At 56.5% G+C, this 23,996-nt stretch carries 25 protein-coding genes; 6 read left to right on the forward strand and 19 right to left on the reverse strand.

The annotated features are described in order from the left end of the window. Nucleotides 1-18 precede the first annotated feature (18 nt). The 6 genes from JWR17_RS00745 to osmE all read right to left on the reverse strand — a co-directional run bounded on the left by JWR17_RS00745 (nt 19) and on the right by osmE (nt 6,538). Nucleotides 19-1,878 carry an S-type pyocin domain-containing protein gene (locus JWR17_RS00745; RefSeq protein ID WP_299827330.1) on the reverse strand — a complete coding sequence of 620 codons (1,860 nt, stop codon included), beginning with the start codon at nt 1,876-1,878 and terminating at the stop codon, nt 19-21. 114 nt (nt 1,879-1,992) lie between these two features. After that, complete coding sequence (locus JWR17_RS00750; RefSeq protein WP_299827332.1) at nt 1,993-2,469, reverse strand: DUF6392 family protein; 477 nt, start codon at nt 2,467-2,469, stop codon at nt 1,993-1,995. Then, nucleotides 2,456-3,781 (reverse strand): hypothetical protein, encoded by a 1,326-nt coding sequence (locus tag JWR17_RS00755; protein WP_299827333.1) that lies wholly within the window; start codon nt 3,779-3,781, stop codon nt 2,456-2,458. The genes JWR17_RS00750 and JWR17_RS00755 overlap by 14 nt, the downstream gene beginning before the upstream one ends. A gap of 8 nt (nt 3,782-3,789) precedes the next feature. Further along, nucleotides 3,790-5,205 (reverse strand): hypothetical protein, encoded by a 1,416-nt coding sequence (locus tag JWR17_RS00760; RefSeq protein WP_299827334.1) that lies wholly within the window; start codon nt 5,203-5,205, stop codon nt 3,790-3,792. Between the two features lie 293 nt (nt 5,206-5,498). Then, the gene (locus tag JWR17_RS00765) at nt 5,499-6,032 is read right to left on the reverse strand and encodes a ferritin-like domain-containing protein (protein WP_299827336.1); all 534 of its coding nucleotides are present in this window, start codon (nt 6,030-6,032) and stop codon (nt 5,499-5,501) included. Nucleotides 6,033-6,193: 161 nt separating this feature from the next. Beyond that, complete coding sequence (gene osmE, locus JWR17_RS00770) at nt 6,194-6,538, reverse strand: osmotically-inducible lipoprotein OsmE (RefSeq protein ID WP_299827337.1); 345 nt, start codon at nt 6,536-6,538, stop codon at nt 6,194-6,196. 164 nt (nt 6,539-6,702) lie between these two features. Here osmE and JWR17_RS00775 point away from each other — a divergent pair, with 164 nt between their 5' ends. Further along, nucleotides 6,703-7,590 carry a triacylglycerol lipase gene (locus tag JWR17_RS00775; protein ID WP_299827339.1) on the forward strand — a complete coding sequence of 296 codons (888 nt, stop codon included), beginning with the start codon at nt 6,703-6,705 and terminating at the stop codon, nt 7,588-7,590. Nucleotides 7,591-7,601: 11 nt separating this feature from the next. Here JWR17_RS00775 and JWR17_RS00780 read toward each other — a convergent pair whose 3' ends face one another. Next, nucleotides 7,602-8,486 (reverse strand): DMT family transporter, encoded by an 885-nt coding sequence (locus JWR17_RS00780; RefSeq protein WP_299827341.1) that lies wholly within the window; start codon nt 8,484-8,486, stop codon nt 7,602-7,604. A 99-nt stretch (nt 8,487-8,585) separates the two neighbouring features. On the opposite strand from JWR17_RS00780, the gene JWR17_RS00785 reads away from it, so the two are divergent. The 3 genes from JWR17_RS00785 (at nt 8,586) to JWR17_RS00795 (ending at nt 10,871) form a co-directional block, all read left to right on the forward strand. Beyond that, nucleotides 8,586-9,371, forward strand: a complete 786-nt coding sequence (locus tag JWR17_RS00785) for a helix-turn-helix transcriptional regulator (protein WP_299827343.1) — start codon at nt 8,586-8,588, stop codon at nt 9,369-9,371. A 91-nt stretch (nt 9,372-9,462) separates the two neighbouring features. Further along, entirely contained in the window at nt 9,463-9,762 is a 300-nt protein-coding gene (locus JWR17_RS00790; protein WP_299827344.1) for a PsiF family protein, read from the forward strand. A 98-nt stretch (nt 9,763-9,860) separates the two neighbouring features. Next, a complete protein-coding gene (locus JWR17_RS00795) occupies nt 9,861-10,871 on the forward strand; it encodes a hypothetical protein (RefSeq protein WP_299827346.1) in 1,011 nt (336 codons plus the stop codon). Between the two features lie 149 nt (nt 10,872-11,020). Here the strand turns inward: JWR17_RS00795 and JWR17_RS00800 are convergent, their stop codons facing one another. Continuing rightward, nucleotides 11,021-12,286 (reverse strand): Hsp70 family protein, encoded by a 1,266-nt coding sequence (locus JWR17_RS00800; protein WP_299827347.1) that lies wholly within the window; start codon nt 12,284-12,286, stop codon nt 11,021-11,023. A 168-nt stretch (nt 12,287-12,454) separates the two neighbouring features. Here JWR17_RS00800 and cbpA point away from each other — a divergent pair, with 168 nt between their 5' ends. Beyond that, complete coding sequence (cbpA, locus tag JWR17_RS00805; protein ID WP_299827349.1) at nt 12,455-13,396, forward strand: curved DNA-binding protein; 942 nt, start codon at nt 12,455-12,457, stop codon at nt 13,394-13,396. 2 nt (nt 13,397-13,398) lie between these two features. Next, nucleotides 13,399-13,704, forward strand: coding sequence for a chaperone modulator CbpM (locus JWR17_RS00810; protein ID WP_299827351.1), 306 nt, complete (start codon nt 13,399-13,401; stop codon nt 13,702-13,704). 55 nt (nt 13,705-13,759) lie between these two features. Here the strand turns inward: JWR17_RS00810 and JWR17_RS00815 are convergent, their stop codons facing one another. From JWR17_RS00815 to urtB, 11 genes are all read right to left on the reverse strand, one after another. Beyond that, on the reverse strand, nt 13,760-14,884 hold the full coding sequence (locus JWR17_RS00815; protein ID WP_299827353.1) for a HAMP domain-containing sensor histidine kinase: 1,125 nt from the start codon (nt 14,882-14,884) through the stop codon (nt 13,760-13,762). A gap of 195 nt (nt 14,885-15,079) precedes the next feature. Continuing rightward, the gene (ureC, locus tag JWR17_RS00820) at nt 15,080-16,780 is read right to left on the reverse strand and encodes an urease subunit alpha (RefSeq protein ID WP_299827355.1); all 1,701 of its coding nucleotides are present in this window, start codon (nt 16,778-16,780) and stop codon (nt 15,080-15,082) included. Nucleotides 16,781-16,919: 139 nt separating this feature from the next. After that, entirely contained in the window at nt 16,920-17,228 is a 309-nt protein-coding gene (locus JWR17_RS00825) for an urease subunit beta (RefSeq protein ID WP_299827357.1), read from the reverse strand. After that, nucleotides 17,225-17,761, reverse strand: coding sequence for a GNAT family N-acetyltransferase (locus JWR17_RS00830; protein ID WP_299827358.1), 537 nt, complete (start codon nt 17,759-17,761; stop codon nt 17,225-17,227). Before JWR17_RS00830 ends, JWR17_RS00825 begins: the two co-directional genes overlap by 4 nt. Next, nucleotides 17,758-18,330, reverse strand: a complete 573-nt coding sequence (locus JWR17_RS00835; protein WP_299827360.1) for a GNAT family N-acetyltransferase — start codon at nt 18,328-18,330, stop codon at nt 17,758-17,760. Before JWR17_RS00835 ends, JWR17_RS00830 begins: the two co-directional genes overlap by 4 nt. Nucleotides 18,331-18,351: 21 nt before the next feature. After that, nucleotides 18,352-18,654, reverse strand: coding sequence for an urease subunit gamma (ureA, locus tag JWR17_RS00840; protein ID WP_299827362.1), 303 nt, complete (start codon nt 18,652-18,654; stop codon nt 18,352-18,354). 152 nt (nt 18,655-18,806) lie between these two features. Next, nucleotides 18,807-19,652, reverse strand: a complete 846-nt coding sequence (locus JWR17_RS00845) for an urease accessory protein UreD (protein ID WP_299827364.1) — start codon at nt 19,650-19,652, stop codon at nt 18,807-18,809. 50 nt (nt 19,653-19,702) lie between these two features. Further along, on the reverse strand, nt 19,703-20,401 hold the full coding sequence (gene urtE, locus JWR17_RS00850) for an urea ABC transporter ATP-binding subunit UrtE (protein WP_299827367.1): 699 nt from the start codon (nt 20,399-20,401) through the stop codon (nt 19,703-19,705). A 43-nt stretch (nt 20,402-20,444) separates the two neighbouring features. Beyond that, nucleotides 20,445-21,305, reverse strand: a complete 861-nt coding sequence (urtD, locus tag JWR17_RS00855; protein ID WP_299827369.1) for an urea ABC transporter ATP-binding protein UrtD — start codon at nt 21,303-21,305, stop codon at nt 20,445-20,447. Continuing rightward, nucleotides 21,302-22,381: an urea ABC transporter permease subunit UrtC gene (gene urtC / locus JWR17_RS00860; protein WP_299827372.1), complete on the reverse strand. Its 1,080-nt coding sequence runs from the start codon at nt 22,379-22,381 to the stop codon at nt 21,302-21,304. Before urtC ends, urtD begins: the two co-directional genes overlap by 4 nt. After that, on the reverse strand, nt 22,381-23,883 hold the full coding sequence (gene urtB / locus JWR17_RS00865; protein ID WP_299827373.1) for an urea ABC transporter permease subunit UrtB: 1,503 nt from the start codon (nt 23,881-23,883) through the stop codon (nt 22,381-22,383). Before urtB ends, urtC begins: the two co-directional genes overlap by 1 nt. Nucleotides 23,884-23,996 lie beyond the last annotated feature (113 nt).

Raw genomic sequence — 23,996 nt, forward strand, 5'->3', positions numbered from 1 at the left:
CTCCGACTCAGCGTAGCTTTAGCCTCGCAACATAACTCGCATATTGTCGAAATCGTAAACCTTGCCGCCTTGGGCGGCAGGGCTGATGTGGGATAGATAATAGGTTTTGCGCAAGCCTTCGTGCGTGACGGAAGGTGCCGCTCCATTCAGCATGACTGCAATCTCTTCCGGGGCGAACTGCATCGAAATGGCTGGGTCTGCCGCAATTGCCTTCCAGAAAACGATTTTCAAGTCGTCGAATTGTTTAAATACCCGACCCCGCAGCTGCTCCGCAATGCGAGATGGCACCTTAGCCTCTGCCGTCGATTCTCCACTTAACCACTCTCCTGAGATGTCAACGCCCTGTCCTTCGGTTACGCCCGCATAGTGTCGGCGATCCTTGAGCATTAAATAAAGCGGCGCAATGTCTGACTCTTCAGGGAACACGATAACGTAATCGTCGAACTCAACATCCGTAGGGAGTGCCAGTAGGTTTGGAATCGACTGCGGCCTAATAATGCCGGGATGTTTTGAAGTGTCCAGCGGTACGGGTATTTGGTGCCTGAGTTCTTCAAGCGTTAGAGGTAATGTCCAGACGATTGTTGTAGGCGCTACACCGTCCGAGGTGAACTGGTAGGTACGCTGGTCAGGTCCAGGTCGGGCACTTCTGACTCGGACGGGCGCAGGGACAACGATTCCATCACTAGGCGTTAGGTAGACATGTTTGTAGTCCCGGGAATCCTTTTCGGAAAACACAACGCCAGAGCCGAGGCGAACAGGTAAATCTACCTCTTCAGACGCTTGCGCCATACCCAGCCAGTCGTGACCATCCAAGGGGATAATTTCAGCCAGAGGAACACAAAATCCGTAGCGTTCATCAGCGTTCAATCGGGTTGAGAACTTCAATAGATCGGTATATTGGCCGGCAGCTCCACCTGTGGTTGCCGATGCATCCCACGCGAATCGAGCGATTGCTGATTGCATGGCAAATTGCAAGCCGTCGAACGAGGATTCAAATGCAGCTGCTTCGTTAGCCGTGGGGGTCAAAAATAACGCGCGGCTAGAAGCCTCCATCGCCGAGGTCGTAAATGTAGTGGGAACATCGTTAGGTCCTTGGCGTGTTTGAGCCGCCAAGCGAATACGGTGTTCCTCTGCCCAAGGCATAGCTGCAGCGATTCGCGTCTCAAGCTCTTTGTGCAGGCGATCAATGGCCGGAAACGATACTTGGAACCTATTGATAAGCTGGTCAAGTTGTTGCATGACATCAGCGTGCGTTGCACTGTCAATCCACACGCTGTGATGTTTCGCCTGACTTACCTCCGACGTCAGTTGGTCCCCAAAGAAACTGTACCTGTACATCTTTGTTCCAATCAGTGATTCTGCTGTCTGAATCTGCCCTATCTCTTCTATAAGGCTGGCCAGTTGTTGTGACTTAGCAGGGGCCAGCGGCGACGCTTCGGAAGCCGTTCGTTGCCGTTCAATGCTCGTCAATGGCGCAACGGTAGATTGAAGCACTTGCTCTACCGCGAGCTTCGCTGCGTTCAGGTCCGTCTCAATTTTGTTGATTTTAGCGAGCGCGGCCGCAGAACGAGTTTCTTTCGTTTGTTTGGGCCAAACATGAGGTGCGACAGCAAGCTCCCCTTTGAAGCCTGGTTTGCTGTTCTGCCGTCGCCACCATTCCAGCATATACACTACACCATCAACTGATGGAGAAATGCCCGATACGGATGTCTTTGCATGAAAGATCAGGTCTGCGCCATCGGGGTGTTCGACAATGCTGTCAAAATGATCAATCAGTTTGTCGTGGTCTTCTTGCTGGATGTTACCGTGCCAGAGGGTGTGGACCAGTGTCGTGAATTCATCTCGAGTGTAGTCTTGAATGCTTGGTTTAAGTTCCATGATTTGTATATTTCCTTGGTTAATAAATAGCAGGCCTCGCGATCACTATTTTTTTGAAAGGTTGGCGTCTCGTCAGAGCGGTGAGCTCGAGGATTTTAAACGTATGTATAATAACTAGTCGTGATCTTTATCGATCAAGGTGAATGCCAGTGAGTCAACTTTTAAGTCTCTTGTGTAAGAGAAAAAAACTTTTTTATTTGGAAAGGCTATGGAGTCTAGATGATAACAGTCCCATCCTCCTATCTTCCCTACAGGGTCTGGCATTGTTATGGGCCCGGATGATTCTGTTGGCTCTCCAAAAATGGTTCGGACATCACTCTTGATCATATTTTTAGTGTAAGGGGGCGGTAGCTCACCCTCGTACTCAATGGTGGAGGGTGTTGTTTTAATCAATGTGATGAATAATGATTCGTAGCGTTTGGTTTCTGCCCAGAATACCAACTCTAAGCCTGATTCTGGAACAAGAAAAACCTCATCTATTCCAGAAAATAACTCAATTAATGGTTGGTCAGTAATAACGCCAGTTTTCTGGAGCACATCGTGGAATTGGCCGAGACGGCTAATCCATTGGTGGATGTTATTGCGATCCATTACGATATTCCTTGTTGTTTATTAAATTATGCAGTTTTTCCCGAAATACTTCGATGCTTAGCTCGTCAAATCCCCTTGTTATAAGTGCAGATTTAATAGCGTCAACATTGCTGTCGATCGCGATTTGAAGATTTTCTGCGTCCTTGACCTGTTTAATCTTGGTGTTCCGGCCCCCATAGGTTTCGCTAAATTTCCGGTGAACTTCAGCGGGGATGGCCACGCTCGGCGCTCGTCTTAAAATATCGTTCATTCTCGACATGTTCATAGTGGGAGCGTTTTTTAGAATATGTAATCTGAGCGCCTGCCGAGAAGGAATATGATCAATGTCCATCTGATCCAAACCACTCCTATTCGCTAGCTCATTATACGGCCCCACCTCCAACGGCTTAACCGGTGGCCCAGCTTCCATTACCCCCGGCGACGGCAGCTCATCATCCGACGGCAGCCCAGGAATATTGGCATTTACATCCGTAGGGTCAAGCCCCGGAAGTGGATCAGTTTGTGTCGGTACCGGTTCAGTGGTATCGCCCGGATAAATCGTTGGCAGGGCAGGGTTGATGGGCAATGTTGTCGAGCCAATCGCTTCGCTGCCGGGTGGGGTTGTAGGTGTTTCGGTCCGGGTGCCTGGTTGGCTTTCGGCTTCTATCGCTTGTTCAAACCAGCGCAATGCAGCTTCGCGCTGCTGAGCCAAGGTTCCCATCAAGCCGCGCATGCCGGGGCTGTCCGGAACCGACCACGGTGTTGCTGGAAGTGATTCTGGTTGGTTGCCCTGTTTACTGGGCGTCCCAACCGAAAAGTCATCTAAATTAAACGTGCCGTCTCGCTGGATCGGAGTCTTGCGGTCATTTAGCCGATAGGTTTTTTGCTGGCCTAACCACTGGCTTCTTGGTGCTATCGGGGCGTGGCCCCTCTTAAGTCGATGCCTGTTGGCTTCGCCAAATCGCCGATTGATAACCTCCTCGGTCGCCAGTTCTTTCCAGAAGTCAGTTTCGAAAGCGTTGAGGGTGGGGAATGCCTTGCCGCGAGATCTGTCGGCAATCGATGACGGAATTTTTGCGCCCGTGGATGTGGCTTCATCCCACCATTTTTCGGAGGCGGGTTGCCCTGTTCCCAGTACTACTCCTGACGCGACGGGCGGCGGCTGGAACGAAAAATAACGGGGTGCATGGCCTGGAATGCAGACGATGCAATCGTTGATACGCCTATCGGCGCCTGGAGGCATGTGCTCGACAGATGGATTGAACTGCAAAGGTAGGTCGGGGTGATCAATCTGCCAATCCCCTGCCTCGGAAGCGACGGGATCAGTTTCCAACGTGAAGTTTAATGTTCGGCCCAATGGCCCACCGAGCTTGGCGGTGTACCATTATTTTGTGCGTTTGCGGTGGCATTAATGACCTTCACGCCGGGGGCAATAGCGCTCCCCGTTGCCACGACGTTTAGCTTGGTACCTTCGACGATCTCTTCAATCGAAAGTCGGTTATCGAGTGATACTTCGCCGCCTGCATCGGCAATGCCGTTTAGATCAACTCCCACAGGAATGCCAAGCGTCTCTGGACCAACCGAGACTCCTTGAAATAATCGTCGGCGTTGTGCAGGAGTCAATTCGCCGTTAGCGACGGGCGTTGAATACAGCGCAGTGGTGGCGAACGCGGCGCCTATCGCGCCAACCGGGCTCACTGCCAGAATGCGACCGATTTCCAAGGCGGTGACGCGGATAGATGCATTAAGCGCAATGGCTGCGCCTTCGGCAGCTATCAAACCCGTACGGGTCATCACCGCCGCCGCAAGCCCTGGCGCAATGGAAATGTTTACTGTGTGGGCAGCGGAGACCTTATCCAGGCGCACGATCTCATTGCTTTTTGTTTTGAACCGCAGTTGCTCCTGATTTTTATCCACTGCGATTTGATGCAGTCGTTGACGCTCGGCTGCCGCACGTTCCAGCGCCTCGTAAACCGGTATTTGTGCGGCTAACGTGCTGGTTTTTTCTTTGAGGAGTCGAATAGACTCCGTCAACTCCAGCGCTGATTGTGCCGCCCTGTAAGCCGATTCCCAGGATTGTTGTGCGGCCGGGTCGACGATAACCTTATTTAAATAGTCCTCAACTGAGTGGGTTAAAGGATCGCTTCCATAAAATGAATGTGCCTGGGCAGTGCTGGATTGAAGCTCTGTCGCTTTTCTGGCAATTAACCCATCAATTTCGGCAATTTGTTTTTTCAGTAAATGGACGTTCCACGAGTTGCTAACCTTGTCGTACGTGTGCGGTCCACGAGCTGCTATCACTTCCCCTTGAAGTGTCGACGCTAACTGTTGAGACCTGATGCCATAATCAACATCAATAGCAGCTTTAACGGCGTGGAAGTGTTGCGCTTGCTGCGCAAGTCTTTGTTGGCGAGCGGCATGTGCTTGTTGTTCTGCAACGGCACGGGCATGGGCCGCTATTGCTGCTTGTTGTTGCTCGGCGGCTGCCCGAGCGTTCGCTGCTATTTCTTGATCTCGCTGAGTGCGAGCGCGAGCTTCCGCCTCCCGCTGGGCGCGTGCAGCCAGTCGCAATCTACGCCTTCTTGAGTTTGATAAGCCGCCAGCGCCGTAGCTGCCGCTGCCGCCGCCAAATCCAAATGTCCAGCCGCTATTTGAACCTGGGCTTAGTCCATTGCCTGAGCCATAGGGATTACTAGGTTGATCTATGGGTACTGTTACAATTATGTTTTTTTCTTTCTGTCCATTTGAGTCGCTCATACAGTTCTCCTTGTTGTCTGTATGGCGAGCAGTTGATGCTTATCTCAAGCTTATGTATGTCCGGTCTTGCTTGGTTTTATGTGGGAAATATCCGATATTCAAATCACATTGTTATTTTGGGAAGTGTCATAGATATGTGTCGCACATTAAATTATTTCGCCCACAAGTTTGATCCTACAGAGAGTTGCGATCACCTGTAGGAGCCTGCTTATTGGCGAGACATAACCCCAGACATAAAAAAACGCCCGGTCGTTTCCATTTCAAGAAAACAACCGGGCGCTGATTAAAACCACTTACAAATCTTTTAATAAGTCCGCCATGTCATCGGCATGCTCTTCTTCCTGAGCAAGGATGTCTTCGAAGATCCTCCGTGTAGTCGGGTCCGCTTCACCAATGTATTGAATGATCTCGCGGTAGCTGTCGATGGCGATTCGTTCGGCGACGAGGTCTTCGTAGACCATTTCTCTGAGCGTATTGCCTGCAACGTATTGCGCGTGGGAATTTATCGACAGCAGGTCCGGGTTGAACTCCGGTTCGCCGCCCAGTTGCACGATGCGCTCAGCGAGCCTGTCGGCGTGTTCGGCTTCTTGACCGGCGTGCTCCTGGAACTCTGAAGCGGCGACTGACGCTTTCAAGCCAGTGGCCATGTAGTAGTGGCGTTTGTAGCGCAGGAAGCAGACCAGTTCAGTGGCCAGCGATGCATTGAGTAAACGCACCACTTCTTCGCGGTCAGCGCTGTAACCTTCGGTCACGGCACCGTTTTCCACGTGCTGACGCGCGCGTTGGCGCAAAGTGTTCACATCGGTTAATTGCTGCACATCACTCATTATTAATCTCCAGGGCTAATCCGGTTTCCGTCTCGCTCTAGGGCAGATCGGTACCTTGTTGTGAGTGATGGCGGGCGAGAAAGTTTTATCGAATGCGCAAAATGCAGAAGCCCGAGGCACAAGGCCTCGGGCTTCTTAGTTTGACAGTGCCAGGCGGACGCTTACATCGACGCGCGGTCATTCGCTTCGTGCTGGTCGCAGGTCATAAAGCCCGAATTGTCGACCTTGCCGTTGCCGTCAAAGGAGACGTAGTAGCTTTGTTGGCTACCCTCGTGATTGAGTACGTAATTATTGCAGGTACCAGGGTGGACCTTGCGGTGTTGACGCGACGAAGGTTCCCCGCCAGCGGTCAAGACCTGTTGTTCATTCATGCCTTTTGCGACTTGCTTGACCAGCGGCTGGTCGCGGTAGGTGACAAAGTCCACCGGGTTTTGATGGGTCGTGGTAGACGAGCAACCGGCCAAAACGGCGAGAACGCTAAGTGCCGCCAGAGTTTGCTTGTACATGTGAACGCTCCTGATAGCTGAGCCATTGTTGGCCCGATGAAGCTTTGAGCGATGGAAGGTAGCAAGAGTTCGATAAATAGATGGCGATCAGGCATCAGCCGTGCGTCACGGCAAGCAGCAACGACTAAAGTTGACTCGCCCCCTATGCACAAGGACCCAGGCTAATGACAAAATTCGCCACTCGCTATCCGTTGATCATGGTCCCAGGAATGCTGGGGTTTGTTCGTCTGGTGTTCTACCCGTACTGGTTCGGAATCCTCTCGGCGCTACGTCGCGGAGGGGCCATGGTGTTTCCGGTGATGGTTTCCGCCGTCAATTCCACCGAAGTGCGCGGCGAACAGCTGTTGCTGCACATCGAGCAGATACTGCGGGAAACCGGTGCCGCCAAGGTCAATCTGATCGGCCACAGTCAGGGCGCGCTGACCATTCGCTATGCCGCCGCGAAACGGCCTGATTGGGTAGCGTCAGTCACCAGCGTCGCAGGCCCGAATCATGGGTCGGAATTGGCGGATTATCTCGAACGAAGCTTCCCGGTCAATACCGCCAAAGGGCGTCTGCTGAACCTCTTGTTGCGCGTGTTGGCCTGGTTCATGGCGTTACTGGAAACCGGTTATCACGGTCCGAGGCTGCCGGTGGATATTCAGGCATCCCATCAATCGCTGACCACCGCTGGCGTTGCGCTGTTTAACGGCCGTTACCCTCAAGGACTTCCCGAAACCTGGGGCGGGCAGGGGCAGGAAGAAGTCAACGGCGTACGTTACTACTCGTGGTCCGGCACGCTGCAGCCGGGGCGCACGGACCGTGGACTCAATCGTATGGACGGGACCCATCGCAGTTGCCGCCTGTTTGCCCGCACTTTCACCCGAGAGGTGGGGCAATGCGACGGCATGGTGGGACGCTTCAGTTCACATTTAGGCACGGTAATCGGCGACGATTACCCGCTTGACCACTTCGATATCGTCAACCAGTCCCTGGGGCTGGTGGGCAAGGGCGCGCATCCCGTGCGGTTGTTTACCGAGCATGCCGAGCGCTTGAAGGGTGCCGGCTTATAACGCCGGGCCTGCTACGCCGGAGCTGCTACGCCCAGCGGCGTGGTCCAGCGTTCTGCAAGCACCACGCCGACCAAGGTCAACGCGCCGCCGATCAAGTGATACGAGGCCAAGTGCTCACCCAGTACCGCTGATGCGATCAACGCGGTGGTGAGGGGCATCAGGTTGAGAAACATGGCCGCGCGGCTGGAACCCAGGCGACGAATGGAATGCATCCACAGTAACGGGGCAAGCATGGAAGTTGGAATGCAGGCGTACAAAATCAGTGGAATATTGCTTGGGCTCAACCCCGCCTTGGGCGACAGCAAGAACATCGGCAGCAGGACGATCACCGCAGCCCAAATCTGCAGGTACAGCAGTTGCAACGGGGGAAGGTGCATCTGCCACTTCTTCAGCAGCGTGCTATAGGCCGCATAGGCCACTGTTGCCACCACAATCATGCCATCGCCGAGATTCACGCCGCGCTGGATCAGGGCGCTAAAGCTACCGGCTGACACGACCACGGCCACACCGCTGAACGACACTATCGCGCCTACCAGCGCACCGGCAGTCAGCCGAGTGCCGAGGACTGTGATCGATAGGCCCAGCGCGATAATGGGCATCAACGACAAAATGATGCCCATGTTGGTGGCGGTGGTCATTGGCGCGGCGAAGTAGGCCAGGCTCTGATAAACCGCCATGCCAAGCACGCCAAGGACAAAGATTTTTTTCAGGTTGGGCCTGATCAGCGCCCAGTTCTTGATGACTGGCCAGAGTAAAAACGGGGTAAACAATATGCCCGCCAGCAACCAGCGATAAAAACCTATCTCCGCAGGAAAAATCACCCCGACCGCGAGCTTGTTCACCACGTTGTTGGCCGACCAGATGACAATCGTCAGCAAGGGAAAGAGATATTGCATGAAGCCACCGCACAGACGCAGGAATGAAACGGGATTATCCCCTGTCTGTCACGATGGCTATACTTCGTTTCAGACAACTTCCACTGAGCAGCAGACAGCATGACCACCAAGCTTCTTGCCCTCCCGGATTTTTCCGGGTTGCCGTGCCCGGTTTACCTGCGCCATGACGAGTTCGGGGCCGACACCCATAGCGATGCTCACCGCCATGGCTGGGGCCAGCTCAACTTCGTCAAGCACGGCGTGATGGAAATTGAGATCGCCGGGCAGCGCTTCATCTCGCCGCCGCAATATGCGGTATGGATTCCGCCCCATGCCGAACACAGCTGTTACAACCGCCAGGCCATCGTGTATCGCTCGGTTTACCTGTCGCTGGAACACAGCGCGCACATGCCGAGCGAGCCATGCACGCTGATCATCAGCGACATTCTTAAAGCCATTCTCAATGACTTCGCCGACCGCGACGTAAAAGTTCCTGAGACCGATGCCGATGTGCGCCTGGCTCAGGTGATCGTCGACCAGTTGTGTGTGGCCCCGGTACAGACGCGCTATCTGCCCTATGCGCACAGCCCGGGGTTGGTATCGATACTCCAGGCGTTACAGGCAGACCCCGGTGATAGCCGGCCCTTGGTCGAGTGGGCCAATCAAGTGCATGTCAGTGAACGAACACTGGCGCGGCAGTGTGTGCGGGAATTGGGCATGAGCTTTGGCGACTGGCGTCAGCGTCTACGATTTTTATCCGCCATCGAGGCGCTGGAAGGGCGCCGCAGTGTGCAGGAAATCGGTTTCGACATGGGCTACAGCAGCGCCTCGGCCTTTATTTCGATGTTCCAGCGCTTGGCCGGTTGCTCGCCGGAGCAATATCGCCGACAAGCAAAAAGGGCCTGACTGTACGTTTACATGCAGTAACACATCTCTGGGCGTTGGCTACACTTCAGCCCAGGCCGTGCTGATCGGCGCGGAAAAAGGAGATAACTCCATGAAAATGCTACGTGTTGCTCTATTGGTCATGGGTTTTTTGATGTGCGCACAAGGATTTGCCGCCACTGCACAACAGAGCAAAATGACCACGTGTAACGCTGACCCTCAAGCCAAGACCCTGACCGGTGATGCCCGTAAAACGTTCATGAGCAATTGCCTCAAAGCCGCGCCCGCCGCGGCGGCCAAGCCCGTTACGGCACAGCAGCAGAAGATGAAGGATTGCAACGCAGATCCTCAGGCTAAAACCTTGAAGGGCGATGAACGTAAAGCGTTCATGAGTACCTGCCTGAAGAAGTGATCGGTTGATCGTCGGCAGCCTCCCTTTGAGCACTGGTCCTCGACTCGGAACGCTGGCAGACTGCCCACCTTTTCGCGCCGTTCGTTTCAGAGGCTGTCATGCCAACGTTTTCCCCGCGTCACGTGTTGTTGGCCAGTTTGATCATTGTGTGTGTCGGGTTACTGGCGGCGATACCGCTCAAACTTCTTCCCAGTCTGTTAGCCGGTTTGCTGGTGTTCCAGTTGGTCAATATGCTGACCCCGAAACTGCAACTGCTGATTGCCGGCGAGCGCGCGCGTTGGTTAGCCGTTGCGTTGTTGGGCACCTTAGTGGTCAGCGTGTTGACCCTGCTGTTTGCCAGCGCCATCAGTTTCCTGCTGCACGAAGCGGAAAACCCTGGTGCGTCGTTGGGCAAATTCATGACCGTGGTGGACCGTGCCCGGGGACAACTGCCGCCGTTCATCGACAGTTATCTGCCCGCCAGCGCGGACGAATTCCGCATTTCCCTGGGCGCCTGGATGACCAAGCACGTGGGCGACTTGCAGCTGTTGGGCAAAGGCGCGGCGCATACCTTTGTCACGCTGCTGATTGGCATGGTGCTGGGCGCAATTGTTGCCCTGCAACGTGTGGTCGTCGGGCATAAACGCAAGCCGCTGTCGGCCGCACTGTTTGAGCGTCTGGACCTGCTGAACGAAGCGTTTCGCAATATCGTTTTCGCCCAGATCAAGATTGCGCTGCTTAACACTGCGTTCACTGCAGTGTTTCTGGCAATCGTGCTGCCGCTGTGCGGAATTCATCTGCCACTGACCAAGACCCTGATCATCCTCACCTTTTTGCTGGGCTTGCTGCCGGTGGTGGGTAATCTGATCTCCAATACCCTGATCTTTATCGTCGGTTTGTCGCTGTCGATTTGGGTGGCCGTTGCGGCATTGGGTTATTTGATCGTGATCCACAAGCTTGAGTACTTCCTCAATGCGCGGATCGTCGGCGGACAAATCAGCGCCAAGTCATGGGAGTTACTGCTGGCGATGCTGATCTTCGAAGCAGCCTTCGGCCTGCCGGGCGTGGTGGCGGGGCCGATTTATTATGCGTATTTGAAGAGTGAACTGCGTCAGGCGGGGTTGGTTTAAGCGTATATAAAACAACCGGTAGGAGCTGCCGAGGCTGCGATAGGTCGGGGTCGCCGACGACCGGCACCCCTTCAGCGGTTCACGAGGGCGACCGGTCCCGGTCGAATCGCAGCCTTCGGCAGCTCCTACCGGTAATTTGTCGGTCTTTATCAGCCGTAACGCTTCTTGGCTTCAATCGCCAAACCGCTGCCGATGCTGCCGAAGATGTTGCCTTCTACATGGCGGGCGTTGGGTAGCATGGCCGAGACGCTGTTGCGCAGTGCGGGTATCCCGCTTGAACCACCGGTGAAAAACACCGTGTCAACCAGATCCACGCTCACGCCTGCATCGTTCAGCAGCTTGGACACGCTGTTGCGCACGCGGGTCAGCAGCGCTTCGATGGCCGATTCAAACAGGGCCCGGCTCAGTTCCACGCTCAGGCCCGGTTGAATGCGGTCCAGCGGCACATGGCGGCTTTCTGCTTCGGTCAGCTGAATTTTGGTCTCTTCAATTTCCATCGCCAGCCAATGCCCGGCGCGTTGTTCGATCAGCTTGAACAAGCGGTCAATGCCGCCCGTATCGACGATGTCGTAACGCATGCTGGCCAGGGCGATCTGGGATTTCTGTGAATACACCGCGTTGATCGTGTGCCAGGTCGCCAGGTTCATGTGATGGCTGGTGGGCATGTATGCCTGACTTTTCATCCGGCTGCCGTAGCCAAACAGCGGCATCACCCCCTGCAAGCTCAGTTGCTTATCGAAATCGGTACCGCCGATATGCACACCGCCCGTGGCGAGAATGTCGTCATGGCGCTCGTCCACAAACCGCCGCTCTGGAGACAGGCGCACCAGGGAAAAGTCCGAGGTACCGCCGCCGATGTCGACGATCAGCACCAGTTCTTCACGCTCGATGGTCGACTCGTAGTCGAACGCCGCCGCAATCGGCTCGTACTGGAACGATACTTCCTTGAAGCCAATCTTGTGCGCGACTTCCACCAACGTGTCTTCGGCTTCCTGGTCGGCCGCGGCGTCGTCATCGACAAAATGCACCGGGCGCCCCAGCACCACTTCGTCGAATGGACGGTCAGCGGCAGTCTCGGCGCGCTGCTTCAGTTGGCCGATGAACAGCCCTAGCAGGTCCTTGAAGGGCATGGCCGTGCCCAGTACGCTGGTATCGTGTTTGATCAGCTTGGAACCGAGCAAACTCTTCAGCGAGCGCATCAGGCGGCCTTCGTAGCCTTCCAGATACTCATGCAGAGCCAGGCGGCCATACACCGGGCGACGCTCTTCCATATTGAAGAACACCACCGACGGCAGCGTGATTTTGCCGTCCTCCAGCGCGATGAGCGACTCCATGCCCGGCCGTAGCCAGCCGACCGTGGAATTGGACGTGCCAAAGTCGATACCGCAGGCACGAGCTGGAGATTCGTTTTTCATGTGCTTCATGTTCCAGTCAAAAAACGGCCGCGCAGTGTATGTCAGCACACCGCAGATGCGTAGGGCGAAACGTCGGTTAGGTGCAGTTAAATCCGAAAAAGAGCATGCTACGCGCTGAGCATGGGCCTTTTGAGGCTGCGCTGGATAATTGGGGATGGTGACCGTTACATGGACTTCAAAGACTACTACAAGATTCTTGGGGTGGAACCCACTGCGGACGACAAAGCGATCAAGGTCGCTTACCGCAAGTTGGCGCGTAAATATCACCCCGACGTCAGCAAAGAAAATGGCGCAGAAGATAAGTTCAAAGAAGCCTCCGAGGCGTATGAAGTTCTCAAAGCCCCGGATAAGCGCGCCGAATATGATGACCTGCGCAAGTACGGTCAACCGGGTCGCCCGTTTCAAGGGCCTCCAGGCTATCAGAACCGTGGCGGGCCCTCCGGCGGATACGGCGAAGACGCGGGGGACTTTTCAGATTTTTTCAGCTCGATCTTTGGTGGTCGGGCTCAGCAAGGCCGGGGCCGTAGCGCTGGTCGTCGTGGGCAGGATGTAGAAATGGAATTAGCGATCTTTCTCGAAGAGACCCTGTCGAACGAGTCCAAGCAGGTCAGCTTCAAAGTGGCCCAGCACAGCGCTGACGGCCAGCGTATGCCCGACATCACCAAGACCTTGAATGTGAAAATTCCGGCCGGCGTGGCTGACGGCGAGCGTATCCGCCTTAAAGGGCAGGGCGCACCGGGCGTGGGCGGCGGCGAAAATGGCGATTTGTACCTGATCATTCGTTTCGCCCCGCACCCGATGTTCGACGTCGAAGGCCACGACCTGATCATCACCGTGCCCCTGGCGCCGTGGGAAGCGGCACTGGGCACCAAAGTCGCCGTGCCGACCTTGACCGGCAAGATTAACCTGACCATTCGCCCCGACAGCCAAAGCGGTCAACGTTTGCGGGTCAAAGGCAATGGGTTGCTCGACAAGCAAGGCCAGCGCGGCGATTTATATGCGCAGCTGAAAGTCGTGATGCCGAAAACCAGCGACGACGCCACGAAAGCGCTGTGGCAGAGCCTGGCCGACACCGCGGCATTCGATCCGAGAGCCCAATGGAGTAACTGATCATGAGCAGCACCCTGATCGTAGAATTGGATATGAAGGAATTCTGTCAGGTGACCGACATGCCGGCCGCCTTCGTGATCGAAATCGTCGAACACGGCATCCTCGAACCTCAGGGGCAGCGGCCCGATGATTGGTTGTTCGACGCCCATGCCCTGGCCGTCGCCAGGCAGGCAATCAAGTTGCAGCATGACCTTGAGCTTGAGTGGGACGGCGTGGCATTGGCCCTGGATCTGTTGGGCGAGGTTGAACGCCTACGGGCAGAAAATTTCATGCTCAAACAGCGGCTGGGGCGGTTTTTGCTGGAGTGATGCTCTTCTCGGATCAACGCTTCTCCTACAGATTTTAGATGTTGCTTACGTTTCCTTAGTTTTTGGGCAACACCACGGTAAACGTGGTCCCATCGTCTCGGTTTGACGTCACTTTAATGCTGCCTTTATGGGCAGTGACGACTTCCTTGACGATAAACAGGCCCAGGCCAAGGCTTGTCGAAGGATGTCCCAATTCTTCGCTGGCGCTGCGCACCAGTGGATCGAAAATGGTGCCGATCGCGTCGGCGGCGATTGGCTCACCAAAGTTATGCACAGTCAGCGTCACACTGGTTTCATCAGCACTGAGGGTCAGCCGAATCTGATGGCTATTGGCTCCATGCTGCAGCGCGTTACCAATCAGGTTTTGCAGCAACTGATCGATGCGTCCACGATCCCATTCGCCATGGGTGTCACCGTTGACTTCAAACGTCGGGTCACATTCGGGTTGTCCGGCGCAGGCTTCTTCGATGGCCTCGCGGCAGGCGCTGGCCAGCTCCATGGGTTTACGCTGGATCGGCAGGGTCGCACCCAGTCGACTGCGTACGAACTCCAACAAGTCCCTGACCATGGCCCCCATATGCCGCGTACCCCCCTTGATGCGCGAAATGTACGACAGGGCCAATTCGTCCAGCCCGACCTTACGCATCAAAAGTTCGGTGGACATGCTCACCGCCTGTAACGGTGCGCGAAGGTCATGCCCGAGAATGGCCAGAAAGATATCCCGCGAGCGCCCGACTTGCTCGGCATACGCTGCGGTTGACTCCGCCAGCGCTTCATCGATGGCTTCGTTAAAGCGAATCATGTCCTGAAAATAGTCCAGGTCCGGCGACTTCAGGCTGGACACCCACATACGAATCACGCTGGCGCGCAAATGGCGAAATTCGGACGTCATCTGTACCAGGTCAAACCCTACGTTATGGCGCAGTTCGCCATGGCTGGCAGCAGCCTGATCCAGGGTTGGGGTCTTTTCCGGGCCTACGCCTTTGGCTTTGGCGGCTTGCTCGGTTTTAGTCTGGGAGGTTGTCATGTCGCGGGCAGACGCCAGAAGAATTTCCTTGGCGTGGTCACGCAACCCTTCACGGTCCATGGACTGAGCGGCCGGTTGAATGGTCTTCGCAAATTTTTCCCACTCATCAACGATCCGGTCCACGTGTTGGACGATGAACTGGGAGAGGCGCATGGGTGATTTCCTGGGTGGGCAGACGCGAAGAGCGGTTTCGTATAGTAGCGTCTTTTTACCCAACCTGAAAAAACTGCTTGTTGGCAAGAGGTACACCGCGGCGTGTCAGGTAAACCGAGGCGTCGGCTTCCCGATGAGGTTCGGTCCCATCGGGATGTTTGCCAGGCGCTGAATGTGGATCAAAACAGCGTGGTGTCAAAATAAAAAGTACCGCTGCGCCATTGGCAGTACTTGCGCGGGTTCGCACCACAGCAACACGCCGTCGGCCTTGACCTGGTAGGTCTGTGGATCGACGTCGATGCTCGGCAGGTAGTCGTTGTGGATCAAGTCAGACTTCTGCACATTTCGGCAGCCTTTGACCACACTGATGGTTTTCTTCAGGCCCAAGGATTCAGGAATGCCAGCGTCCATCGCCGCCTGGCTGATGAAGGTCAGGCTGGTGGCGTGCAGCGAGCCGCCGTAGCTGGCGAACATCGGGCGGTAATGCACTGGTTGGGGCGTGGGAATCGAGGCGTTGGCGTCGCCCATCAAGCTGGCGGCAATGGCGCCACCTTTGAGGATCAGGCTCGGTTTTACTCCGAAGAATGCCGGGCGCCAGAGCACCAGGTCGGCCCATTTTCCCACTTCGATAGAGCCCACTTCATGGCTGATGCCGTGGGTGATCGCCGGGTTGATGGTGTACTTGGCAATATAGCGTTTGGCGCGAAAGTTATCGTTGCCGGGGCCGTCTTTTGGCAGCTGTCCGCGCTGTTTCTTCATTTTGTCGGCGGTTTGCCAGGTGCGCATGATCACCTCACCGACGCGGCCCATGGCCTGACTGTCGGAGCTGATCATCGAAAACGCGCCGAGGTCATGGAGGATGTCTTCGGCGGCGATGGTCTCGCGGCGGATACGGCTTTCAGCGAAAGCGACGTCTTCGGCAATGCTTGGGTCCAGGTGATGGCAAACCATCAACATGTCCAAATGTTCATCGATGGTGTTGCGGGTAAACGGCCGCGTCGGGTTGGTCGAACTGGGCAGCACGTTGGGCAAACCGCAGGCCTTGATGATGTCCGGCGCATGTCCACCGCCAGCGCCTTCGGTGTGATAAGTGTGAATGGTACGGCCCTTGAACGCGGCCAAAGTGGTTTCGACGAATCCGGACTCGTTAAGGGTATCGGTGTGGATCGCCACCTGTACGTCGTATTGATCGGCAACATTCAGACAGTTGTCGATGGCAGCAGGCGTGGTGCCCCAGTCTTCATGCAGCTTTAAACCGATGGCACCTGCTTTGACCTGTTCGATCAGCGGTCCCGGCAGGCTGACGTTACCTTTACCGGTAAAACCGATGTTCATCGGGAAGGCGTCGGCAGCCTGGAGCATACGCGCCAGATGCCAAGGGCCGGGAGTGACTGTGGTGGCATTGGTGCCGGTGGCCGGGCCGGTGCCGCCGCCGATCATGGTGGTGACGCCGCTCATCAATGCTTCTTCGATTTGCTGGGGGCAGATGAAGTGAATGTGGGTGTCGACGCCGCCCGCAGTAAGGATCATGCCTTCGCCGGCAATCACTTCAGTGGCCGCACCAACGGCGATGGTGACCCCAGGTTGAATGTCCGGGTTACCCGCTTTACCAATGGCGGCGATGCGGCCGTTTTTCAGGCCAACATCGGCTTTGACGATGCCCCAGTGATCGATGATCAGCGCATTGGTAATCAATGTGTCGACCACCTCGGCGGACATCAACTGACCTTGGCCCATGCCGTCACGAATAACCTTGCCGCCGCCGAACTTCACCTCTTCGCCGTACACGGTCAAGTCTTGCTCGACCTCAATCCACAGCTCGGTATCGGCCAAGCGCACGCGGTCGCCAACGGTGGGGCCGAACATATCGGCGTAGGCTTGTCTGGAGATTTTCATGGGCGATCCTTAAATCCAAAATTGTCGACGCCTGAATTGGCGATACGCAGCCTTCGGCAGCTCCTGCAGGTCTTGCGTCGGCCCCGAACTGTAGGAGCTGCCGAAGGCTGCGATAAGGCCCGAAGGGTCTTCAATGTTGTCAATCCAACTCGCCCATCACCCGTCCGGCAAACCCGAACACGCGGCGATGCCCGGCCAGGTCAACCAATTCCACATCCCTGGACTGGCCTGGCTCGAAGCGCACGGCGGTACCTGCCGGAATGTTCAAGCGCATGCCACGGCTGGCAATGCGATCAAAGGCCAGGGCGTCGTTGGTTTCGAAAAAATGAAAGTGCGAGCCGACCTGGATCGGTCGATCTCCGCTGTTGGCTACGTTCAGGCTGAGGGTGCGGCGACCGACATTGAGTTCGATATCGCCGGGCTGGATCTGATATTCGCCAGGGATCATGCGGTCTTCCTCGACAAGGTTTTGTAATAGATTGCAGTCGGCTTGTACTCGCCGTCGGGGTTGCAGGCGTAGTCGGGCAACTTGCCGATGTTGATGTAACCCAGGGAGCGGTAGAAGGTTTCGGCAGGTGACCCGGCTTCGGTGTCCAGGTACAGCAGTCCGCGTTTGTGCTGTTGCGCGGCCTGCTCCAGGGCACTGATCAACTGCCCACCCAGACCCCGTCGTTGCGCCGGTTTCAGCACCAGCAACTTTTGCACTTCGGCTCGGTTCAGGCCGTTAGGCTTTTGGCACAGGGACAACTGCACGCTGGCCAATACCTGCTCTTCCTGAACCACCACCCACAACAGCCGCTCGCCCTTGTCCAACTCTGCCCGCACGCCGTCGAAATAGGCCAAAGCCTCCCCTGGCTGCAGGTTGCCCATGAACCCTATCGATGCGCCTTGCTTCACCGCATCCAGCAACAACTCAACCAGACCTTGACGGTAGTGGGGGAAGCTTTCAGCGTTGACGCGACGTATCTGGGCGGCGTTCATGGCCGGTCTCCTTGTTTTTGTAGGGGCGCCTTATCGGGCGGCGAACGCGGTGCCGAGGGCGCAGCATTCGGTGTCAAATCCAATTGCATGAAGGTCAGGTCCAGCCAACGACCAAACTTGGTGCCGACTTCTGCCATCTGCCCGGTGACAATAAATCCAAGACGTTCATGCAGGCTCACTGACGCACTGTTACCGCTTTCGATGGCAGCGACCATGATGTGTTTATCGCAGGCTCGGGCGCGTTCGATCAGGGCCTGCATCAGTTTCGGTCCCAGGCCGTTGCCACGCTGGTCGGAGCGCACATATACCGAATGCTCAACGGTGTGGCGAAAGCCATCGAACGGACGCCAGTCACCAAATGAAGCGTAGCCGAGCACTTCATTACCGGCGTCGGCCATTACCAGGATGGGGTAGCCCTGGGCCTGCCGCGCGTCGAACCACACTTTGCGGTTGGTCAGGTCTACCGCTTGTTCATTCCAGATCGCCGTGGTGTTGAGCACCGCGTCGTTGTAAATGTCGAGGATGCCTTTGAGGTCGGCTTGCAGTGCGTCACGAATCAGGTACGTCATCAAAAAACTCGCCTCCTAAAATCAGGCAATCGGTTGGTGCACGGTCACCAGTTTGGTGCCATCTGGAAACGTCGCTTCGACCTGGATCTCCGGGATCATTTCCGCAATACCTTCCATCACTTGTTCACGGCTGAGCAGCGTGGTGCCCAAGTGCATCAATTCGGCAACGGTCCGGCCGTCGCGAGCGCCTTCCAGTAAGGCGGCGGCAATGTAGGCCATGGCTTCCGGATAGTTCAGCTTCACACCCCGGGCGAGGCGCCGTTCAGCCACCAGGCCAGCGGTGAAAATCAGCAGCTTGTCTTTTTCGCGGGGGGTCAGGTCCATGTTCGGTTCCGTTTGTTTGTTTTGTAAGGCCGCCTCGATCCTGAAGGAGCTGGCTTGCCTGCGATCGGCCGCGAAGCGGTCGTGCTTCTAAAATGTTATGAAGGTCCTGCGGGCCTTATCGCGAGCAAGCCCGCTACAGGTGTTCAGCGGCGTTACGTGCTCCAGATTCTAGGCGCAACAGCTTCACGCCCCAGCAACTCAGGGCGCAGCAGCTTCCATAATTCAATCAGCCAGGCACGGGCATGCAGGGCTTCGTCGGCCAGGCAGCGGGCGACCAGCAGGCCGGGTAATTGGCTCAGGTCGCCGCGAATTGGCATGTGTTCAGCCTGCGAGCGGCAGGCCTCTAATAACGCGCTACTGGCTTCGCCGGTCACCAACAACGTGGCGAACACCGGTTTGCCGCCCAAACCAATGGGCGAGTCGAGCAGGCCATCGTTGCCGATAATCCGTTGACGTTCATGCCACAGCAAGCGTCCATCGCGGCGGATCTCGACCTTCGATTGAAAATGCCCGAGATCAAAACGCTCGCCACTGGCTGGGCGGCCCAAGGCAACCACATCCCAGTAAAGGGCGCGTGCATCGCCTTGCAGTTCGATGTGCGTGCTGAGTTCTGCCTGGGCGGCGCTGAAGACGATGGTCTCTTGCGGCAGCCATTCCAGCGTGCCACCCGCTTCGATATTCAGTTCCAGCTGTTGATAAGCCGGGCCGGCAGCGCGATACCATTTCGCCGCACCGGGGCTGGTCAATTGTGCCCAGGCGTCGCTGCCGACATTCACCGATATATCCAGTCGATCACCGCCAGCGATTCCCCCAGGCGGATGCACGATGATGTGTTGGCACACCTCAGGGCCTTCGGCATACAGATGCTTTTGCACCCGCAGCGGACCTTGATGGCGGCGCAGGGTCGGGCGCGTGCTTTCACCGAAACGGCCGTAGCCCAGTTCCAGCTCGGCGTGCCAGCTGGGGGTAAACAGCGCGGTGTGGGCGGGAAGGTTCATGGTTGGGTCGTTGAGCTTCTAATGAGGTCGCACCTTAGCCGATTGGCGCATCAAATTGTAACCAGACCACGAACCCCTTGCGCTTCCATGTCTTCGCCACGGCCTTGCTGAACGATTTCGCCACGGGACATCACTAGATAGTGATCCGCCAACTCAGCGGCAAAGTCGTAGAACTGCTCGACCAACAGAATCGCCATGTCGCCTTGGGCCGCAAGTTTCTTGATCACAGCGCCAATCTCTTTGATCACCGAGGGCTGGATGCCTTCGGTGGGTTCATCCAGAATCAGCAGACGAGGGCGGCTGGCCAGCGCGCGGCCAATGGCCAGTTGCTGTTGCTGTCCGCCAGACAAGTCACCACCACGGCGTTGCTTCATTTGTAGCAACACTGGAAACAGCTCGTAGATAAACGCCGGGACTTCTTTAGCCTCGGAACCAGGGAACCGCGACAGGCCCATGAGCAGGTTCTCTTCCACCGTCAGACGGCCGAAGATTTCACGGCCCTGGGGCACATAAGCGATCCCGGCATGCACGCGTTGATGCGGCTTGAAGCCGGTGATGGTTTTTCCTTCCCATTGCACCGTGCCTTCTTTCGACGGCAGCAGCCCCATCAAGACCTTGAGCAACGTGGTTTTGCCCACGCCGTTACGGCCAAGCAAGCACGTCACTTCGCCGATTTTCACGTCGAACGACAAACCGCGAAGAATATGACTACCGCCGTAATACTGATGGAGCTTGTCGACTTGGAGCATGGGTAAGTTCTCAAGCAAATAGAAACGTCTACAGGGATAGCAATCATCTTCCTAAATACACTTCGATCACTCGCTCATCCGCCTGGACATCTTCCAGCGAGCCTTCGGCCAGTACGCTGCCTTGGTGCAGGACGGTGACGTGGTCGGCGATGGCGCCGACGAAGCCCATGTCGTGTTCCACCACCATCAGCGAGTGCTTGCCCGCCAGGCTTTTGAACAACTCGGCGGTGAATTCGGTTTCGGCGTCGGTCATGCCGGCCACGGGTTCGTCCAGCAGCAGCAATTGCGGGTCTTGGACCAGCAGCATGCCGATTTCCAAAAACTGCTTTTGCCCATGGGACAACAGCCCGGCGGGGCGATGCATCGAGTGGGTCAGGCGAATGGTTTCCAGCACCTGAAAAATGCTGTCCCGCTGCTCTCCGGTGAGCCGCGCACGCAAGCTGGCCCAAACCGATTTATCGGTCTTCTGCGCCAGTTCGAGGTTTTCGAAAACGCTCAAGGCTTCGAACACCGTGGGCTTTTGGAACTTGCGACCGATTCCTGCCTGGGCAATCTGCACTTCGCTCATCAGCGTCAGGTCCAGGGTTTCGCCAAACCAGGCTTTACCGTGACTGGGGCGGGTCTTGCCAGTGATCACGTCCATCAGCGTGGTTTTACCCGCGCCGTTAGGGCCGATGATGCAGCGCAACTCGCCCACGCCAATGTACAGATTCAAATTATTCAACGCCTTGAAGCCGTCGAAACTGACGCTGATGTCTTCCAGCGTAAGAATCGTGCCGTGACGCGTGTTCAGCCCTTCGCCGGCCATCTGCCCGAAGCCGATGGCGTCGCGGCTGGTGCCTGCGTCTGAGTTAGGGGCCAGGATAGGTTCGAGCATGAAGGCTGGGGTAGGCGTGGTTTTCATTGCTCACCCCTCTTTTTCAGCAGACCGATCACGCCTTTGGGCAAGTACAAGGTGACGATAATGAACAGCGCGCCAAGGAAGAACAGCCAATATTCGGGGAACGCCACGGTGAACCAACTTTTCATGCCATTCACCACGCCAGCTCCCAGCAGCGGGCCGATTAGCGTGCCACGGCCACCAAGCGCAACCCACACGGCGGCTTCAATGGAGTTGGTCGGCGACATTTCGCTGGGGTTGATGATGCCCACCAGCGGTACATACAGCGCCCCGGCCAAGCCACACATGACCGCGCTCAGCACCCAGACGAACAGCTTGAAACCCCGTGGGTCGTAGCCGCAGAACATCAGACGGTTCTCCGCGTCACGCAGCGCCGTCAGTACCCGGCCGAATTTGCTCAGCGCCAGGCGCCAGCCGACGAACAAACAGCCGAGCAACAACAGTACTGTGAGCAAAAACAAGGTCGCCCGAGTGCCTTGAGAGGTAATGCTGAAGCCGAGAATGCTGCGAAAATTGGTAAACCCGTTGTTGCCGCCAAAACCGGTCTCGTTGCGGAAGAACAACAGCATCCCGGCGAAGGTCAGGGCTTGGGTCATGATCGAGAAATACACGCCTTTGATCCGCGAACGGAAGGCGAAGAAACCGAAGACCAACGCCAGCAAGCCCGGCGCCAGGACCACCAGGCACATAGCCCAAAGGAAGTGATTGGTTCCGGTCCAGTACCATGGCAGCTCGGTCCATGACAGAAAGGTCATGAACGCCGGTAGTTCATCGCCCGAGGTTTCTCGCATCAGGTACATGCCCATGGCATAGCCGCCCAGGGCGAAGAACAAACCGTGGCCCAGGGACAGCAACCCGGCGTAACCCCACACCAGATCCAGCGCCAGGGCGACGATGGCGTAGCACAGGATCTTGCCCACCAGCGTCAAGGTGTAGGCCGAGACTTGCAGGCTGTTTTCCGGTGGCAGCAACGACAGCAATGCCAGCGCGATCAGCAGCAGAAGAACCACAGCGCCAATGGCGAGGGTGATTTTCGCGCCGGCTTTATGCGCGGCGGTAACCAAAAGAGGCTGATTCATCAGTCAATCACCCGGCCTTTGAGTGCGAAAAGCCCTTGCGGACGTTTCTGGATAAACAGAATGATCAGCGCCAGGATCAAGATTTTGCCGAGCACGGCGCCGATCTGTGGTTCAAGGATTTTATTGGCAATGCCCAGCCCGAAAGCGGCCATCACACTGCCCGCCAGTTGCCCGACGCCGCCGAGGACCACCACCAGGAACGAGTCGATGATGTAGCTCTGGCCCAGGTCCGGGCCGACGTTGCCAATCTGACTCAAGGCAACACCGCCAAGACCGGCGATGCCCGAGCCCAAACCGAAGGCCATCATGTCGATGCGGCCGGTGGGCACGCCACAGCAGGCGGCCATATTACGGTTTTGCGTAACCGCGCGGACGTTCAGGCCGAGGCGGGTTTTGTTCAGCAACAGCCACGTCAGCACCACCACGGATAACGCGAAAGCGATGATGACGATGCGGTTGTACGGTAGCACCAGGTTCGGCAGCACTTGAATACCGCCGGACAACCATTCCGGGTTAGCCACTTCAACGTTCTGCGCGCCGAATACCAGACGTACCAGTTGAATCAGCATCAGGCTGATACCCCAGGTCGCGAGCAAGGTTTCCAGCGGCCGGCCATATAAATGGCGAATGACCGTGCGTTCCAACAGCATGCCGATCACTGCCGTAACGAAAAACGCCACCGGCAACGCGATCAAGGGATAAAACTCAATGGCGCCGGGCGCATACCGTTGAAACATCAATTGCACGACGTACGTCGAATAGGCACCCAGCATCAGCATCTCGCCATGGGCCATGTTGATCACGCCCAGCAGGCCGAAGGTAATGGCCAGCCCCAGCGCAGCCAGCAACAGGATCGAACCCAGGGACAGGCCGCTAAACGCTTCGCCGAGAACCTCGCCGACCAGCAATTTGCGTTTGACCTGAGCCAGGCTGGTTTCGGCAGCGGTGCGCACCCCTGCATCGGTTTCAACGGCGGGGTCGAGTAACGTTTCCAGACGGGTGCGGGCCAGCGGGTCGCCGGTTTCACCGAGCAAACGAACTGCTGCAAGTCGCACTGCCGGGTTGGAGTCGACCAATTGCAGATTAGCCAGGGCCAACGTCAGGGCCGTGCGCACGTCCGTATCAGTTTCAGCGGTGAGCTGGCGATTAAGAAAGCCAAGCTGCGCCGGTTTGGCGTTTCTCTGTAGCTGTTGCGCGGCCCCCACACGCAGTTTAGCGTCGGCAGCGAGCAGTTGATGACTGGCCAGTGCGGTATCAATCAAGCCCCGCAGGCGGTTGTTCAGGTGCAGCACTTGAGGTTGACCGTCGATGCTCAGTTGGCCTTGTGCAAGCTCATTGATCAGCTCGACACGCGCCGGGTCAGGCTGCGCGGCCCAGGCTTCCAGCAGTTTGGCTTGCTCCACCGGGCTGGCGGCCACGAAATCAGTGGCATCGCTGGCGTTAGCTGTAAACGGCAGCAGCAGGGCCAAGGCGAAGATCAGGCGGTACAGGGTATTAAACATATCGGTGTCCTGGGATACGTCCAGACCGAATGATCTGGCGATTCCCCTGTAGATACTCTGTTGCCGGTCAAGCTTTTACGAAGTGCTTTTCGCTAAAAAGCTTGGCCGTATCA

Source organism: Pseudomonas sp. (assembly GCF_028293835.1).
Lineage (GTDB): Bacteria > Pseudomonadota > Gammaproteobacteria > Pseudomonadales > Pseudomonadaceae > Aquipseudomonas.

Coding starts and splice junctions, on each gene's coding strand:
- JWR17_RS00835 (WP_299827360.1), bottom strand. CDS start 18,330: ATGACGTACCTGATTCGTGACGCACTGCAAGCCGACCTCAAAGGCATC.
- ureA (WP_299827362.1), bottom strand. CDS start 18,654: ATGGACCTGACCCCCCGCGAAAAAGACAAGCTGCTGATTTTCACCGCT.
- JWR17_RS00815 (WP_299827353.1), bottom strand. CDS start 14,884: ATGCGCCTCTCCCAGTTCATCGTCCAACACGTGGACCGGATCGTTGAT.
- JWR17_RS00765 (WP_299827336.1), bottom strand. CDS start 6,032: ATGAGTGATGTGCAGCAATTAACCGATGTGAACACTTTGCGCCAACGC.
- JWR17_RS00825 (WP_299827357.1), bottom strand. CDS start 17,228: ATGATCCCTGGCGAATATCAGATCCAGCCCGGCGATATCGAACTCAAT.
- osmE (WP_299827337.1), bottom strand. CDS start 6,538: ATGTACAAGCAAACTCTGGCGGCACTTAGCGTTCTCGCCGTTTTGGCC.
- JWR17_RS00800 (WP_299827347.1), bottom strand. CDS start 12,286: ATGAAAAACGAATCTCCAGCTCGTGCCTGCGGTATCGACTTTGGCACG.
- JWR17_RS00785 (WP_299827343.1), top strand. CDS start 8,586: ATGACCACCAAGCTTCTTGCCCTCCCGGATTTTTCCGGGTTGCCGTGC.
- JWR17_RS00780 (WP_299827341.1), bottom strand. CDS start 8,486: ATGCAATATCTCTTTCCCTTGCTGACGATTGTCATCTGGTCGGCCAAC.
- JWR17_RS00745 (WP_299827330.1), bottom strand. CDS start 1,878: ATGGAACTTAAACCAAGCATTCAAGACTACACTCGAGATGAATTCACG.
- JWR17_RS00760 (WP_299827334.1), bottom strand. CDS start 5,205: ATGAGCGACTCAAATGGACAGAAAGAAAAAAACATAATTGTAACAGTA.
- urtC (WP_299827372.1), bottom strand. CDS start 22,381: ATGAATCAGCCTCTTTTGGTTACCGCCGCGCATAAAGCCGGCGCGAAA.
- JWR17_RS00795 (WP_299827346.1), top strand. CDS start 9,861: ATGCCAACGTTTTCCCCGCGTCACGTGTTGTTGGCCAGTTTGATCATT.
- cbpA (WP_299827349.1), top strand. CDS start 12,455: ATGGACTTCAAAGACTACTACAAGATTCTTGGGGTGGAACCCACTGCG.
- JWR17_RS00775 (WP_299827339.1), top strand. CDS start 6,703: ATGACAAAATTCGCCACTCGCTATCCGTTGATCATGGTCCCAGGAATG.
- JWR17_RS00750 (WP_299827332.1), bottom strand. CDS start 2,469: ATGGATCGCAATAACATCCACCAATGGATTAGCCGTCTCGGCCAATTC.
- JWR17_RS00790 (WP_299827344.1), top strand. CDS start 9,463: ATGAAAATGCTACGTGTTGCTCTATTGGTCATGGGTTTTTTGATGTGC.
- urtE (WP_299827367.1), bottom strand. CDS start 20,401: ATGCTCCAAGTCGACAAGCTCCATCAGTATTACGGCGGTAGTCATATT.
- JWR17_RS00810 (WP_299827351.1), top strand. CDS start 13,399: ATGAGCAGCACCCTGATCGTAGAATTGGATATGAAGGAATTCTGTCAG.
- urtD (WP_299827369.1), bottom strand. CDS start 21,305: ATGAAAACCACGCCTACCCCAGCCTTCATGCTCGAACCTATCCTGGCC.
- urtB (WP_299827373.1), bottom strand. CDS start 23,883: ATGTTTAATACCCTGTACCGCCTGATCTTCGCCTTGGCCCTGCTGCTG.
- JWR17_RS00845 (WP_299827364.1), bottom strand. CDS start 19,652: ATGAACCTTCCCGCCCACACCGCGCTGTTTACCCCCAGCTGGCACGCC.
- ureC (WP_299827355.1), bottom strand. CDS start 16,780: ATGAAAATCTCCAGACAAGCCTACGCCGATATGTTCGGCCCCACCGTT.
- JWR17_RS00830 (WP_299827358.1), bottom strand. CDS start 17,761: ATGAACGCCGCCCAGATACGTCGCGTCAACGCTGAAAGCTTCCCCCAC.